Origin of the sequence: Acinetobacter sp. RF15B, assembly GCF_007558235.1 — a bacterium.
Classification (GTDB): Bacteria; Pseudomonadota; Gammaproteobacteria; order Pseudomonadales; family Moraxellaceae; genus Acinetobacter; species Acinetobacter lwoffii_C.
The window spans coordinates 85,814-100,826 of the sequence record NZ_VLSR01000005.1; the positions used below are offsets into that span (position 1 = coordinate 85,814).

Below are 15,013 nucleotides of genomic sequence, written 5' to 3' on the forward strand. Positions count from 1 at the left end.
GCTCAATTGAGCAGATCAAAAAAGCCACCTTCGGGTGGCTTTTTTATTGCAAAATTATGATTGGATGGAAGGAAGAGTGCAGCTTAAAACTCATCCTGCTTATTTTGATTCTTGTGATAAAAGCTACGTCGACGGCTACGCTGCCAGGGTAGGGGACGTTCCAGCGTTTCAGGAACCTCACCACTCATAGAGCGTAAACGTAAATGCAATGCGGCCTGAGCCATCAGGTTAGCTGACACTGGCGCAGTAATAAACGCAAACAGGGTGATCAGAACTTCTGCAAAACCAAAACGGCTATGAATGGCAGAAAAAATAATCGCGCCAATCAGAAAGCTGCCAAGTCCCAAGGTGCTGGATTTGGTGGGTGCATGTAAGCGCATAAACAAATCGGGCAGCCGGACCAGACCAATGCCGCCAACCAGCATAAAGAAAGCACCAATCAGCAAGAAAATTGACAGCAGAATTTCGAGAAACAGATTCATAACCAAACTCCTAGTCGATCACATGGCCTGTGGTGAAATAGCTGGCCAGAGCGGCGGTGGAAACAAAGCCCAACATGGCAACCAGCAGGGCACCTTCAAACAGGAAGGTGCTGCTCCAATAGATGCCCAGGATCACCACCAGACAGGTCGCGTTCAGGAACAGCGTATCCAGTGCTAACAGGCGATCGACAATAGAAGGTCCGATAATCAGTCGGAACAGGCAGAGTAACATCGAAATGGTGATTGCACCGAGGCAGATCGCAAGTGCATAGGGCAAAATGGTCATGCTTTATCTCCTGTGCGCGCACTAAAAATTTGAATCAGCGGCTGTTCATAACGCTGCTTGATTGTTTCAATTTCGGCCGCCTCATCCTGGGTACTGAGTGCATGTACCAAGATATCACCACGATCCTGATCGATCCCGGCCGTTACCGTACCTGGCGTTGTGGTAATAATCATGGCCAGCAAGGCATTGACTTCTTCATGTTCAGTATCCAAAGGTACACGAAACCATTTGGGATGCAGGTTTTTGGTGGGGCCAAGCACCAGTTTGGCGACAGTGATATTGGCCACAATAATGTCCCAGACCACCACCCAAAACAGGCGTATGGCCGGCATCCACTGAATATTCGGGGTACGGTCAATAAAAGGTTCAATCAGGCGTGGAATAAAGATCCCCAGAACCAGTGCGCTCAGCAGGGTTACTGCCTCGAAATTATGTGCCAGTAATATCCAGCTGACCCCGACAATCACTGAAACCAGTGGATGGGGGAACCAGCGTTGCGAAAATGATTTAGCCACTAGGGTCCCTCCGCCGGTTTGAGTTGATTATCATCATGGGTGTACTGTTCAATATACTGCTGATTAATCTGCTGTTGCTTGAATTTGGAAATATGCTCGCCTTCGAGAGTCGCTTCTGAAATCACATACGGAATCAAATGCGCATTTGGATCTGCGGCTTCTCCCCCATATTTGGTTTCTGGCAGATTATCTGAACGGTATGGCTGTACACTGATAAACTGGCCTTCAGCATCACGTTTCAGCAGCGCTGTCTCATACAGGGGATTATTTTTGATCTGTATGGCAGTCTGATAGTTGTACTGATAGACGGGAGCAGCAAAAACCACATAAGCCATCAGGCCAGCCAGAAGCAGATAAATAACCGTATCATTACGTGGTGGTGCCTTGCTTGGCAGGGCCTCATATTTACTGAAATCCAGCGAATCCGGATCATCTTCCGGGCGGATGGAACGCCAGAACAAGATAAAACCTACGCGGGTAAAGGCCAGAATGCTCAGCAAGCTCACCAGTAAAATAGTAAAGATGATGATCATCTGATAAGGTGAATCCGCAGAGGCCTGCAAGATAAACACTTTGCCAAAGAAGCCGCTAAAAGGCGGTAAGCCTGCCATCATCAGAGCAATAATGAAATACGTCAAAGAGACAGTCTTGTGCTGTTTCATCTTGGGGGCAATGTTAAAATGATCTTTAAATTCGCCCCGTTGCGAGGTAATCCAGCCACTCAACAGATAAAAGGCTGCACCGATCAAGGTACTGTGCACTGTATAATACAGCGCAGCTGCCCAAGCCTCGGTGGTATTGATGGCAATTGCCACCAGAATCGTGCCGATTGAAGAGAGCACCATAAAGCCGACAAAGCGGCGTAAGCGTTCTGTGCCAATCGCGCAGATCACCCCGTAGACTGAGGTAATCAGACCAATCACCAGCAGGCAGTTCATTAAAATTTGATGACTATATTCATCATCAAAAACGGTGCCATTAATACGCAAAATCGCATAAATCCCGACTTTGGTCATGATGGTGAATAAAGCGGCGACAGGCGTGGTGGCCACCGCATAGGTTTTGGGCAGCCAGAAGCCAAGTGGAAGCATGGCTGCCTTGATGCCGAAGACCACGAACAGCATCAATCCTCCGGCAACAGCCAGTTGATGCTCATCCTCTGCCAAGGTGGGAATCAGGCGGGCAACATCTGCCATATTCAGGCTGCCCACACTGCCATAAATCATGCCCAGTCCAATCAGGAACATGGCCGAAGCCAGCAAGTTAATGACGACATAATGTACGCCCAGCTGGAAACGTGCCTTACCTTGTCCATGTAACAACAGGACATAAGAGGCCATAAGCAGAATTTCAAAGAATACAAACAGGTTAAACAGGTCACCTGTCAGAAATGCACCACTCAGGCCCATTAACAAAAAGTGCACCATGGCATGGAAATAGCGTCCGCGTGCATCCCAGCCGCGACTGGCATACCAGACTATGGGTACGGCCAGGGCATAGGTCATGACCAGCATCAATGCAGACAGTTGATCCAGCACAAGAACAATACCGAAAGGTGCGGACCATTCACTTAAGGCATAAACACTGATTTCCCCCTGACTGCTACTGATCAGATAGCTGATCGCAATCCCCAGGCCGAGCAGGCTGGAAACATGGCTGATGCCGCGACGCCAAGGCTGGCGCCAGTCGGTCGCCAGAGCGCCAGCACCGGGGTTGCCCAAAAGCAGTAGAGTAAATGCCGTAAATGCCGGCAGAAGGATACTGAAAATCGGGGTATGTTGAGTCCAGAAATTGAGGAATTCAGTCATTATGGCTCATCCTCACGTGGATCAACTTGCAAGCTTTCTTCTTTTGAATCAACGTGGTCTGTTCCTGATTCGTAGCGGCTACGCAGGGCGAGCTGAACAATAAAGGCGGTCGTGGCAAAACCGATGACAATGGCCGTTAATACCAGTGCCTGAGGCAGAGGATCGGTCACTTCCGTGGCAGTGGTTAAGACGGCGGGGGAATTCATTTGGATTCGTCCCATCGCAAACAGGAACATATTCACGGCATAGCCGATCATGGCCAGTCCCAGTACCACCGGAAAAGTACGTGCCCGCAGAATTAAGTAAATACCGGTAGCGGTGAGCAGACCGATCGCAGAAGCTAATAAAAGTTCTAAGCTAATCATTTTATTATCCTCTTGGTACCGGACCGGTCATGCTGGAGTGGCGGGAGTCGCCCAGAACTGAGATCATCAGCATGGTCGCACCTACCACCGTAATATATACGCCGGCATCAAACAGGGCCGCCGAAGCCAGATGCATTTCCCCCAAGATGGGTGGCGAGACATAAATATGTGCACTGGTCAGGAAGGGACGTGACCAGAACCAGGCCGCCACACCGGTGAGGCCGGCGATGGTTAAACCTACACCAATCCAGATTTCATAGAGACGTCCAGATTTAGCCCCCAGCAGTTTTTCAGCCTGATCTTGACCAATTGCAATATACTGAATAATCAAGGCCAATGATGTTACCAGACCGGCAATAAATCCCCCCCCTGGCAGGTTATGGCCTCTGAGGAAGATATACAGGCTGATCACCAGTGCGACCGGTAAAATCCAGGATGCAGTGATCCGTAGCATGAGAGGCGACGGATTAAAGCGATAGGTCAGGCCTTGGGTCATGGTAGCGCCATGCGCGCGCATGCCATCCATCAAGCTGAGCACCCCAATGGCGGCAATACCCAGTACGGTAATTTCGCCGAAGGTATCAAACCCACGGAAATCGACCAAAATCACATTGACCACATTGGTACCGCCGCCCAGAGGAATGGATTGTTGCAGGAAGAACCAGGACAATGAATTATGATCGCGGGTTAAGATTAGCCAGGCAATGACTGCAATGCCGACACCGCCTGTAATTGCGATAATGGCATCGCGCCAGCGGCGAGACATGCTGGACTCATACGGCGTTAATTGAGGTAATAAAGACAGGCTCATGAGTAGCAGTACCGTGGTGACCACATCGACCGTGATCTGGGTGAGCGCTAAATCGGGTGCCGAAAAGCCGATAAAGACCATCGTGACAACCAGACCCACCGCACCACTAATCAGTACCGCCTTGATCCGCTCATGATGAAACCACAGCATCATCCAGCAGGCCGAGAAGAGTAATAACCACAACACAATTGCCAGGGTAGGCGCATGCGTCAGTTCACGCGTACCGGCAGTGATGCCATTGCCGATCAGGGGCAGGGCAACCAGAGTTGTGGTAAACAGCATAATCCATAAGAGATAGCTTTGCAGCTTGCCATTTTCAGTGGCGCGACGGAAACGGCGCGAATTTAATAACAGGCTTTTCAGAAACAGGTCAAAGAGAATGCGGCCCTGTAATCTGCCGAGTTTCGGGTCCAAATCAATTTCACGAATGGTACCGCCTTTGGCCAGCGCAAAATAAAAGATTACCCCACCAATCAGGGCAACTAGACTCATGAACAGCGGCAGGTTAATACCATGCCATAAGGCCAGATGGGTTCCTTCAAATGCAAAATTTTGGGTAGCAGCCCGCGCCGTACTATTGACGATGTTTTCAACCAGTAAAGCAGGCAGCAACCCGACCAGAATACATAAGATGGCCAGTAAGGTGGCTGGTGCACGCATACCAAAAGGTGGCTCATGCGCTGTTTTATTTGGTACTTGCTGGCCGAGCGGCCCATCAAAGAACACGCCATGTACCAGACGAATAGAATAGGCAACTGCAAAAATACCAGCCAGAGTTGCAGCAATGGCTGACACCACCATCACCGGACCACTTAAGGTCGAAACCAGTTCGGTAAAGAACATTTCCTTGGACAGGAAACCATTGGTCAAAGGCATACCTGCCATCGAAGCGGCCGTGATCATTGTCAGGGTGGCGCTAAAGGGAAGCAGCTGCCATAAACCGGATAGTTTACGCAAATCACGCGTGCCTGACTCATGGTCAATAATACCGGCAATCATGAACAGCGCTGCTTTAAAGGTGGCATGGTTAATAATATGGAAAATCGCGGCGGCCACTGCCAGCGGTGAGCCAATACCGAGCAGACACATGATCAGGCCCAAATGGCTGATGGTCGAATAGGCAAGCAGACCTTTCAGGTCCTCTTTAAAAATGGCAAAGAAGGCCGCTATCAACAAAGTGAACAGGCCAACGAAGGTCACGATATTATGAAATAACGCGGCTCCGGCAAAAATTGGTAACAAACGTGCTACTAAAAAGAGCCCGGCCTTGACCATCGTCGCTGAATGCAGATAGGCAGACACCGGTGTAGGGGCGGCCATGGCATTCGGTAACCAGAAATGAAACGGAAACTGGGCACTTTTGGTAAAAGCGCCGAGCAGAATCAGCAACAAGGTGGGAACAAATAAATGATGGGCCTGAATCTGCTCAGTCATGGTCAGAATCTGGTCGATCTGATAAGTTCCCGTCATCTGACCCAGCAGGATAAAGCCACCGAGCATGGCCAGACCCCCCATACCGGTAATGGTTAGCGCCATACGTGAACCGCGCTGTGCCGCCTCGTAATTGCTCCAGTAACCCACCAGCAGGAAGGAGGAAATACTGGTCATTTCCCAGAACACCAGCAGAATCAGCAGATTATTAGATAATGAAATACCAAGCATGGCTGCCATAAACAGCATGAGCAGGATGTACAGTTTACTGAGCGAATTTTTGGGGCTGAGATAGTAATAGGCATAAATGTAGATCAGCGTACCAATACCGCTAATCAACAGGGAAAAGAGCAGGCCCAGTGAGTCCAGACGGAAACTGAAGTCGATCCCGAGTTGCGGTAACCAAGACCAACTTTGAGTAATGACGGCACCCTTAAATACTGCAGGTGCCTGGCTCACTAAGAGTAGAAAACTGCTCAGGCTGACGCCAATTGCGCCTAAAGCCGTTACCCCGCGGGAAAATTGCTTCAGCCACGAGACAAGGGTTGTGCCTAATACTAAGGGTAACAATATAATAATCGGCAGCACACTCGTATCCATTGTCGTGTTTAGGTTGTAATAAACCTAGGGTGAAATTTTATCTTTCAAGGATTACAGGAGCACAAAGAATGATCCAAAACTTCTCGATCTTGAAAGCCAAAATGGTATTCAAAAGAATAAAAACAGTTGTATTGCACAACCTATAAACGATAGCAAATTCCGATTTCACAGTGAAATTTGCAGATAAAACCGATCATATTACAGGATAACCACAACATCAACGTTTTTATTCAGAACATTTCAATTATACGTGAGCTGATTTTTCAATGGGGTGGATGCTGAAATCGCTCGGATTAAATTGACCGAAAATAAAGATCAGATCAGGCATCTTGATTGATAAAAATGGATAAAGTCGCCATTTGAACCCAGAAAATGCTAGAGCGTTAATCATCGGCAGAGTAACCCATATGAGGCTTTAACTTAAATTTATCGCGAATGTGTTTAAATCAGATTAAGGTAATTCTGGCCGGGGCAGCAGATTTTTTATTGAATAAGAACTTGTACGAGTAGCTGTTGCGGTCCAGCGCGAAGCTGCGCCGGCATCAGCTGAAATATTTCCAGATGACTGAATGGGCTAGATGGATGTTTTAGCGGAAAGCTTGCACAGGTAGCCGCACACTGACTGCGCTGTAATCCCAAATCAGCATAAAGCGGCTCAAATTGTAGCTATGAAGCTTGCAGGCTGAGTTTTAACAGCTGATCAATAATTTTTGCACGTTGTGCATTTTCAATATCGCTGGTTTCATGAAAATACTCGCAAAAATGAGTAAACAAGGTCAATGCAATCACAGTAATATCGTAAGTATGCGCTGTAACAAATCGCCAGATTATTTTTAGTTAAGAGCTGAACATCAGGGCATCAAGCGGTTGAATTACCGCCTTACTGAGTGCTAGGTCTTTACTGTTCAGGGCTTTATAAAGTTGCCAGAAATAGGAGGGAAGAGGCTATCGGGTCTATCTGGCGGGACTCCGTCAATCACTCAATCTCTTCCGGAAAGCTGACCTGAAGATCAATCTGGGAGCGGAGCCGGTATTGTAAAATGTCCTGATCCAACAGGTTTAGCCCCTGCAGTCCGGCCATCTTGGTCACGTACAGCAAACCAGGTCAGTGCCTGATCACAACAACACAGTAAAAAAGTGCTTTTGCCAGTGCCCTAAGCAGCTAAAAGCAGCGTAACCGGGCGCTGAGGATTAAAATCCGGGCGAAGATTAGAAAATTACAGCGTATGTTTCGGTCGAATGGATTCAATATACATAGAATGCATAGATCACCTGTCTCTGAAGCTTGACCCTTAGGAGGTGACTAGCCAATGGCTTGGCGCAGTGATTGTGGCATCCTGAGCTTTAACTGTTGAATCAGGTCATAAATATGATGGATATTTAAGCTTACTTTAGCGCGTGTACAGGCCACATACAGTAAACGTAATTCCTCATCGCTAATTTTATGATCTTTTTCATTCAGCTTGAACTGATAATCATCTTCGATATGTACCCGGTCCCATTCTAGGCCTTTGGCCTTGTGCGCCGTAGAAATAATATAATCAGCCTGGGCAATCGGGGTAATTTTGGCCAGTGCCGTTTTGAGTGAATCTGTACCGTGTTCATCGACCAGTTTGACCAGCGGCTTGATGTCACTGCCTTCATTGGTTTCGCAATACTCATGCACATCATGCCAGGAATTAAACCAGGCCAGTTCCGGTACATCAATGACGCGTTTCCCTTGTTTGAGCATGCTGGCAGCATCGACAAAGCGGTTCAGCTTGACATGGTCAGCTTGCAGACTGACTTTATCCCCCCGAACCAGACCGGCCAGTAGCAGCTCCATCGCCCGGGCATTGGTACGGCAGAGAATTGCATCCCGCATCTTGGTGTGCGGTTTATTGACCACTTTGGAATTCAATAAGGAATTACCCAAGAGGGGGACAGTTTCATTCAGCGCGCCCAGAAGAGCATTGGCATTCAGCGCAATTTCGGGGCCAAAACGGAAAGAGGTGGTTAGGCGCGATTCCGGCAGCGGCAGTTGCTGCATGGCATTGACCGCACCGCGCCAGGCATAAATCTGCTGATGCGCATCACCGACATAAATTACCTGGGTATTACGCTGTTTTAGTAAAATACCCAGCATCAGGGGGTCGGCATCTTGTGCTTCATCAAAAAGTACATAGTCCGCTGGAATATTCGGTTCAGACAGTGCCCAGAGTTTGAGATAAATATCATGCCCGATTCCGGCCTGATGGTTCGGATCAATGGACTCCAGCCAGCGCCGTTCGACTGCCGGATAAAGTTTCTGCTGTAGCATTTCGATGTCATCTGGATGCAGCCAGCTGGGTGCCTGAATATGTCGTGGAGCAGGGTATTGTGAACTGGTAGAGCAGAAATGTCCGACAGCATTGGCCACCAGACTGGCCAGACGCGAAGGCATCAGCACATATTTTTCATAACGTCCGCCCATCATGCGGCGCAAGGTCATCGGTTCTAAACGATACTCCTTGGCAATAAAGCTCGGGCTTAAACGTGGCAGACGCAGCTTATCTGTTACTCCACGTGGAACACTGCGAAAAGCCAGCGAGTGGAAGGTACGGCAGTCCACACCGCGATGAAACTTATTTTGCGCTTCAGAGGCAATCGCCTTGTTAAAGGCCAGATACATGCCACGCCGCCCCAGCATGGCATCACTGATCATTTGCAGGGTGGTGGTTTTACCTGTGCCGGCATAGGCAATTACCTTGAAGGATTTACCCAGACGTGCATTATCAATGGCAGTGGCCTGCTCATAGGTGGGTTTGGGTTTTTGCAGATCAGACACCGTATTCTTCATTCACGTTTTAATGTAGACGATTGGCTTTTTCAACCAGACCAGATAATCCCTGACGGCGCGCCAGTTCATTCAGAACCAGTTGCGGCTCAAGGTCGAAATAACCGAGCATGACAATCGTATGGAACCACAGGTCAGCCACTTCATAAATCAGGTCATTTTTATGGTCTTCATTGGCTTCAGCTTTAAAATCCTTGGCTGCAAGAACAGTTTCAACGCTTTCTTCACCCACTTTTTCCAGAATCTTGTTCAGCCCTTTATGGTACAGCTTGGCCACATAGGAGGAATCCGGATCGGCTTTTTTACGTTCTGCCATCATTGCACCGAGATAAGAGAGGACTTCTACCTGTTCAGACTGAGCGGTGGACGCATTCATGGCGAGGGTATGCGGGTTGGTGGTTTTTTGCCCATAAATTGCATTTGGATCTTTTAACTGGGCATCCACGGTTTCCCAGCCATTTTGAGTCAGTTTACGATAAAAACAAGACTCACGGCCGGTATGGCAGGCAATGCCGCCATGCTGCTCAATTTGCAGAATGATCACATCTGCATCGCAGTCGAGGCGGATTTCATGGATAGTCTGAAAATGTCCGGACTCTTCCCCCTTATGCCATAACTTGTTGCGTGAACGGGAAAAATATACAGCCTGATTCTTCTCGGCAGTCAAAGCCAGCGCTTCACGGTTCATCCAAGCCACCATCAGGACACGCCCGCTCTGGTGATGCTGGGCAATGGCAGGGATCAGACCTTGTTCGTTAAATTTTACTTCATCGAGCCATTGCATGTTATTCATAAGGGGTTCCATTACTTGAATCTGAATATAAGAATATGGATTAAAAATATCCGTCCATAGTGTACGTGATCTCGTCGCATTTGCGGCAAAAATCTGTAGCTGAAAAGACAGCAGGTGTCGTGGTGCATTGAGATCATATTTTTCTATGCTAAAAACACACAGGTTTAAAAAACAAAAACCGCCTGTTCAGGCGGCTTGAGTCTTGGGTTTCTTACCAGTGTTCGCCCGGGAAAATCCGTGCATAGGCCTTTTGTACCCAGTTCAGTTTCTGTGGCTGACCAACCGAAGCCGAAGAGCTCGGGAACAGGTTATAACCAATCGACATCAATACATTGTTGATGTCCGGGGCAACAGCATAAGTAATTGAAGCCAGACGTCCCAGATGGGTCGCTACTTTCTTCGGACGTTTGACAATTGCATAAGCAACTAGTGCAGCTGCCTGCTCTGGCGACAGGGTAGGCACATATTTATAGATCTTGGTGGGTGCAATCATTGGGGTACGTACCAGCGGCATATAAACCGAAGTAATTGCCACCTTATGTGAATGGACCTCAGCTGACAGACAACGGCTAAACGCATCCAGTGCTGCCTTCGATGCCACATAGGCCGAGAAGCGGGTCGCATTGGCCAGTACGCCAATCGAGCTGATATTGATGATATGGCCAGCACGGCGGCTCATCATTTGTGGCAGGATATTCATAATCAGACGTACTGCACCAAAATAATTCAGCTGCATGGTGCGCTCAAAATCATGAAAGCGGTCGACTGACTCATGGACAGCACGACGAATCGAGCGGCCAGCATTATTGATCAGAATATCGATATGGTCGACAGAGGCAATGATCTGCTTGGAGACTTCGTCAATCGCTTCCATATCATTCAGATCGCATGGAAAAATCGAGGCTTTACCACCTTTGGCTTCAATCTCTTGTTGAACCTGCTCCAAGGTTTCCTGGGTACGTGCCACCAATAATACATGTGCGCCAGCCTCAGCCAGCTGATGAGCTGTGGTCAAGCCGATCCCGCTAGAGGCTCCGGTAATCAGAACCGTTTTACCTGCGACACGTTTTTCCAATTGTTTCTGTAGTTTAGTTTTCACGTTTGTTATCCCTAATTTGAAAATAGCATTCAAATTGTTTTTTATTAAAAATCAGTGAAGGCTCTAACAGGAAATGAGAGCGAAGATGAGTCACAATATGATAATCAATTCTTCAGGAAAATCTAGACATTAAACTATTGAAAATACAATAAAAATTAGAGTAATTGCTCTATTTATACTCATTGTTTCATTTGATTTTTAACACGAAAAACAAAAGCAGAGCAAGTCTCTGTTTTAAAAATAAATAAAAAACTCCATCTCGAAAGATGGAGTTTGTTGAAGGAGTAATATGTTTTAGACAGCGGCCAACGCCTGCTCAAGATCGGCAATCAGATCATCAATATGTTCAATCCCGATGGATAAACGCACCATATCTTCACTGACTCCCGCAGATTTCAGCTCTTCAGGGTTGAGCTGGCGGTGAGTAGTGGTAGCCGGGTGACAGGCCAGACTCTTGGCATCGCCGATATTGACCAGACGGGTAAACAGTTGGAGTGCATCAATAAAGCGTGCCCCCCCTTCGCGCCCATCTTCAACTCCGAAGGTCAGAATGGCTGATGGTTTCCCTTTCACATATTTTTGTGCCAAAGCATGCTGTGGATGGTCTTTTAAACCGGCATAATTGACCCATTTTACCTTGGCATGTTGTTGCAGGTATTCGGCTACTTTCTGGGCATTTTCGGTATGACGTTCCATACGCAGGCTTAAGGTTTCTAAACCTTGCAGAATCAGGAAGACGTTCTGCGGGCTAATCGCGGCGCCTGTATTGCGTAGCGGTACCACACGCGCACGTGCAATATAAGCCGCTTCGCCCAGCACTTCGACATAATTCACACCATGATAGCTTGGGTCTGGGGTATTTAGTGTTTTAAAGCGCTCAGGGTATTTACCCCATGGGAACTTGCCACTATCCACAATGATGCCGCCAATTGAATTGCCGTGACCGCCGATATATTTGGTCAGGGAGTGCACCACAATATCCGCACCAAAATCAAAAGATTTTTGCAGGACTGGAGTCGCAACCGTATTGTCCACGATCACGGGAACCCCATATTCATGGGCAATTTTGGAAATGGCTTCCAAGTCAATAATATTCCCCAGCGGATTACCAATCGACTCAACAAATACCAGTTTAGTCTTGTCATCAATCAGTTCACGTAGTGCTTCCGGATTTGCATAATCAAAGAAACGTACTTCGATCCCTTGCTTTGGCAAGGTGTGGGCAAACAGGTTGTAAGTACCGCCATATAAAGTTGAAACGGATGCAATATTGTCACCTGCTTCCGCAATGGTCTGAACGGCATAAGTAATTGCAGCCATACCCGAAGCTAGGGCAAGTGCGCCAATTCCGCCTTCCAGGGCAGCAACCCGCTGTTCCAGCACAGCCGTAGTCGGGTTCATGATACGGGTATAGATATTTCCCGGGACTTTCAAGTCAAACAGATCTGCACCGTGCTGGGTATTGTCAAACGCATAGGAAGTGGTTTGATAAATCGGAACGGCGACCGCTTTGGTAGTGGGCTCGGGGCTATAACCTGCATGAATGGCAAGAGTTTCTGCTTTGTAAGTCATAAGATTCGATCTTCTTGATGTTTTGGGTATGGGGTGAGTCTAGCATTCTGGATATACACAAAAATGCATATTTACTTAATTGAATAGCTTAATTATTTATATAGAATCCTTGCAGGAATGCAAGTTTTTTACTAAAAAGCGCAGTTTGAAAATCCGCTCAGATAAAACTTGTAACAATGCATTGAAGTCCAGAGGAATGGCTTATGTTTTCGAGGCATTCTGCGTATAATAGCGGATAATTTTTTCGCTCTTTTTGAGAGCAGGGGGATAAGTTTTGCCCCCATTTGGTTTTTCAGTTGAGGAGTCCTACGTGGCCCAATATATTTATACGATGAACCGAGTGTCGAAGATGGTACCGCCGAAACGCGAAATCCTGAAAGACATCTCTTTATCATTTTTTCCGGGTGCAAAAATTGGTGTGCTTGGTTTAAACGGTGCCGGTAAGTCCACTTTGCTCCGTATTATGGCGGGCGTAGACAAAGATTTCTCTGGTGAAGCACGTGCACAACCAGGTATCAAAATTGGCTACCTAGAGCAGGAACCACCGCTAGATCCAAGCAAAGACGTTCGCGGTAACGTTGAAGATGGTGTGCGTGAAGCGCTAGATGCGCTGGAACGTCTAGATCAGGTGTTTGCTGAATATGCCGAGCCGGATGCTGACTTTGATGCGCTGGCCAAAGAGCAGGAAAAGCTGGAAGCGATTATCCAGACTTGGGATGCACATAACCTGAACAACCAACTGGAACAGGCTGCGGCAGCATTAAACCTGCCCGCATGGGATGCAGATGTCAGCCAGCTGTCGGGTGGTGAACGCCGTCGTGTGGCCCTCTGCCGTTTGCTGCTGTCTAAACCGGATATGCTGTTGCTGGATGAACCGACGAACCATCTGGATGCAGAATCTGTATCTTGGCTGGAACGCTTCCTGAAAGATTTTCCGGGCACAATCGTGGCGATTACGCACGACCGTTACTTCCTGGATAACGTTGCCGAGTGGATTCTGGAACTTGACCGTGGACATGGTATTCCTTATCAAGGTAACTACTCTTCATGGCTGGAGCAGAAAAATGCCCGCTTAGAGCAAGAGAACAAGCAGGAAGAGTCTTTTGCCAAGGCGTTGAAAAAAGAGCTTGAGTGGGTTCGTACCAATGCTAAGGGTCAGCAGAAGAAAAACAAGGCGCGTATGGAGCGTTTTGAAGAGCTGAACTCGCGTGAATTCCAGCAGCGTAACGAAACTTCTGAAATTTATATTCCACCTGGTCCACGTCTGGGCAACAAGGTGGTTGAAGTTGAAAATATCAGCAAATCCTTTGGCGATAAGCTGCTGTACAAGGATTTATCTTTCACTGTACCACCAGCGGCAATTGTCGGAATCGTGGGTCCAAACGGTGCAGGTAAAACAACGCTATTCCGCATGATGACTGGCGAACAGCAACCGGATACCGGTACTGTAACGCTGGGTGATTCGGTTAAAGTGGCGTATGTGGGCCAGATCCGCGACACGCTGGATGACAATAAAACCGTTTGGGAAGAAGTGTCTGGTGGCCTGGATATCCTGAAAATCGGTGATTATGAAATCGCTTCACGTGCTTATATTGGTCGCTTTAACTTCAAGGGCCAAGATCAGCAAAAACGTGTAGGTGGTTTGTCAGGTGGTGAGCGTAACCGTTTACAGCTGGCGAAAATCCTGCAAATGGGGGCAAACGTTATCTTGCTCGATGAACCGTCAAACGACCTGGATATCGAAACTTTACGTGCACTAGAAGATGCGATTCTGGTCTTCCCGGGTACTGTCATGGTGGTGTCGCATGACCGTTGGTTCCTGGACCGTATTGCCACTCATATCCTGTCATTTGAAGATGAAACACCGGAATTCTTTACAGGTAACTATGCCGAGTTTGAAGAATACCGTCGTAAGCAATATGGTGATGATCTGACTGCCAAACGTCAGAAATATCGCAAAATTGGGGCTTAATTCCCGCACATAAAAGAAACCAGTCTCCGGACTGGTTTTTTATTGATTGCTCTTTCATGATTTTCTGTTTACAGGCTTTTTTATTGGCATCCTTTGGTCAATGACGCCGCTATAAAAGTATTTCTTTCGTGTGTGGGTGATTTGAAAACATGCTTGGAAACTTTAAACTAGAGCAGTTGAGTGTTATGGTTTTGAAAATATTTTTTATTGGCTGCCGAACAGTGAAACTCCCGCCACAGTGTGTTCGCAAGTAAGCTATTTAAAGCGCAGGATTGGCCAGTGATGATAGGCTACCTAATTTTGAAGCTCATATATTTTTAAAATGGCTTTCTGTCGTTCATTCTGAATGCGAGCATTATATTTATCATCCATAAAAACAGCAGAGCGGTTTTTCTGGCTTGAGAAATTGGTCGTTGTGAAGCTGGTAATTGCGCTTGGTTTTAAAGATTTTCTATGGGAATACA

At 47.5% G+C, this 15,013-nt stretch carries 11 protein-coding genes; 1 reads left to right on the forward strand and 10 read right to left on the reverse strand.

Annotated features, from left to right (window positions below):
• Positions 1-83 precede the first annotated feature (83 nt).
• From E2K74_RS05320 to E2K74_RS05365, 10 genes are all read right to left on the reverse strand, one after another.
• Positions 84-482, reverse strand: a complete 399-nt coding sequence (locus E2K74_RS05320) for a Na+/H+ antiporter subunit G (RefSeq protein ID WP_151204966.1) — start codon at positions 480-482, stop codon at positions 84-86.
• 10 nt (positions 483-492) lie between these two features.
• Positions 493-768 carry a monovalent cation/H+ antiporter subunit F gene (locus E2K74_RS05325; protein ID WP_151204965.1) on the reverse strand — a complete coding sequence of 92 codons (276 nt, stop codon included), beginning with the start codon at positions 766-768 and terminating at the stop codon, positions 493-495.
• Positions 765-1,283, reverse strand: a complete 519-nt coding sequence (locus E2K74_RS05330; RefSeq protein ID WP_151206657.1) for a Na+/H+ antiporter subunit E — start codon at positions 1,281-1,283, stop codon at positions 765-767. The genes E2K74_RS05325 and E2K74_RS05330 overlap by 4 nt, the downstream gene beginning before the upstream one ends.
• On the reverse strand, positions 1,283-3,091 hold the full coding sequence (locus E2K74_RS05335) for a monovalent cation/H+ antiporter subunit D (RefSeq protein WP_151206658.1): 1,809 nt from the start codon (positions 3,089-3,091) through the stop codon (positions 1,283-1,285). The genes E2K74_RS05330 and E2K74_RS05335 overlap by 1 nt, the downstream gene beginning before the upstream one ends.
• Positions 3,091-3,456: a Na+/H+ antiporter subunit C gene (locus tag E2K74_RS05340; protein WP_151205515.1), complete on the reverse strand. Its 366-nt coding sequence runs from the start codon at positions 3,454-3,456 to the stop codon at positions 3,091-3,093. Before E2K74_RS05340 ends, E2K74_RS05335 begins: the two co-directional genes overlap by 1 nt.
• A gap of 4 nt (positions 3,457-3,460) precedes the next feature.
• Positions 3,461-6,298, reverse strand: a complete 2,838-nt coding sequence (locus tag E2K74_RS05345) for a monovalent cation/H+ antiporter subunit A (protein ID WP_151206659.1) — start codon at positions 6,296-6,298, stop codon at positions 3,461-3,463.
• 1,303 nt (positions 6,299-7,601) lie between these two features.
• On the reverse strand, positions 7,602-9,104 hold the full coding sequence (locus E2K74_RS05350) for a 3'-5' exonuclease (RefSeq protein ID WP_151206660.1): 1,503 nt from the start codon (positions 9,102-9,104) through the stop codon (positions 7,602-7,604).
• Between the two features lie 19 nt (positions 9,105-9,123).
• Complete coding sequence (gene hisIE, locus E2K74_RS05355; protein ID WP_151205662.1) at positions 9,124-9,906, reverse strand: bifunctional phosphoribosyl-AMP cyclohydrolase/phosphoribosyl-ATP diphosphatase HisIE; 783 nt, start codon at positions 9,904-9,906, stop codon at positions 9,124-9,126.
• Positions 9,907-10,117: 211 nt separating this feature from the next.
• Positions 10,118-11,005: an SDR family NAD(P)-dependent oxidoreductase gene (locus E2K74_RS05360; RefSeq protein WP_151205603.1), complete on the reverse strand. Its 888-nt coding sequence runs from the start codon at positions 11,003-11,005 to the stop codon at positions 10,118-10,120.
• Between the two features lie 294 nt (positions 11,006-11,299).
• A complete protein-coding gene (locus E2K74_RS05365) occupies positions 11,300-12,577 on the reverse strand; it encodes an O-acetylhomoserine aminocarboxypropyltransferase/cysteine synthase family protein (RefSeq protein ID WP_151206661.1) in 1,278 nt (425 codons plus the stop codon).
• Between the two features lie 310 nt (positions 12,578-12,887).
• Here E2K74_RS05365 and ettA point away from each other — a divergent pair, with 310 nt between their 5' ends.
• Positions 12,888-14,549, forward strand: coding sequence for an energy-dependent translational throttle protein EttA (gene ettA, locus E2K74_RS05370; RefSeq protein WP_151206662.1), 1,662 nt, complete (start codon positions 12,888-12,890; stop codon positions 14,547-14,549).
• Positions 14,550-15,013 lie beyond the last annotated feature (464 nt).

Excerpts from the sequence above, each read along its gene's own strand:
- E2K74_RS05340 (WP_151205515.1), bottom strand. The coding sequence starts at position 3,456 with ATGATTAGCTTAGAACTTTTATTAGCTTCTGCGATCGGTCTGCTCACC.
- hisIE (WP_151205662.1), bottom strand. The coding sequence starts at position 9,906 with ATGAATAACATGCAATGGCTCGATGAAGTAAAATTTAACGAACAAGGT.
- E2K74_RS05320 (WP_151204966.1), bottom strand. The coding sequence starts at position 482 with ATGAATCTGTTTCTCGAAATTCTGCTGTCAATTTTCTTGCTGATTGGT.
- E2K74_RS05325 (WP_151204965.1), bottom strand. The coding sequence starts at position 768 with ATGACCATTTTGCCCTATGCACTTGCGATCTGCCTCGGTGCAATCACC.
- E2K74_RS05365 (WP_151206661.1), bottom strand. The coding sequence starts at position 12,577 with ATGACTTACAAAGCAGAAACTCTTGCCATTCATGCAGGTTATAGCCCC.
- E2K74_RS05335 (WP_151206658.1), bottom strand. The coding sequence starts at position 3,091 with ATGACTGAATTCCTCAATTTCTGGACTCAACATACCCCGATTTTCAGT.
- E2K74_RS05345 (WP_151206659.1), bottom strand. The coding sequence starts at position 6,298 with ATGGATACGAGTGTGCTGCCGATTATTATATTGTTACCCTTAGTATTA.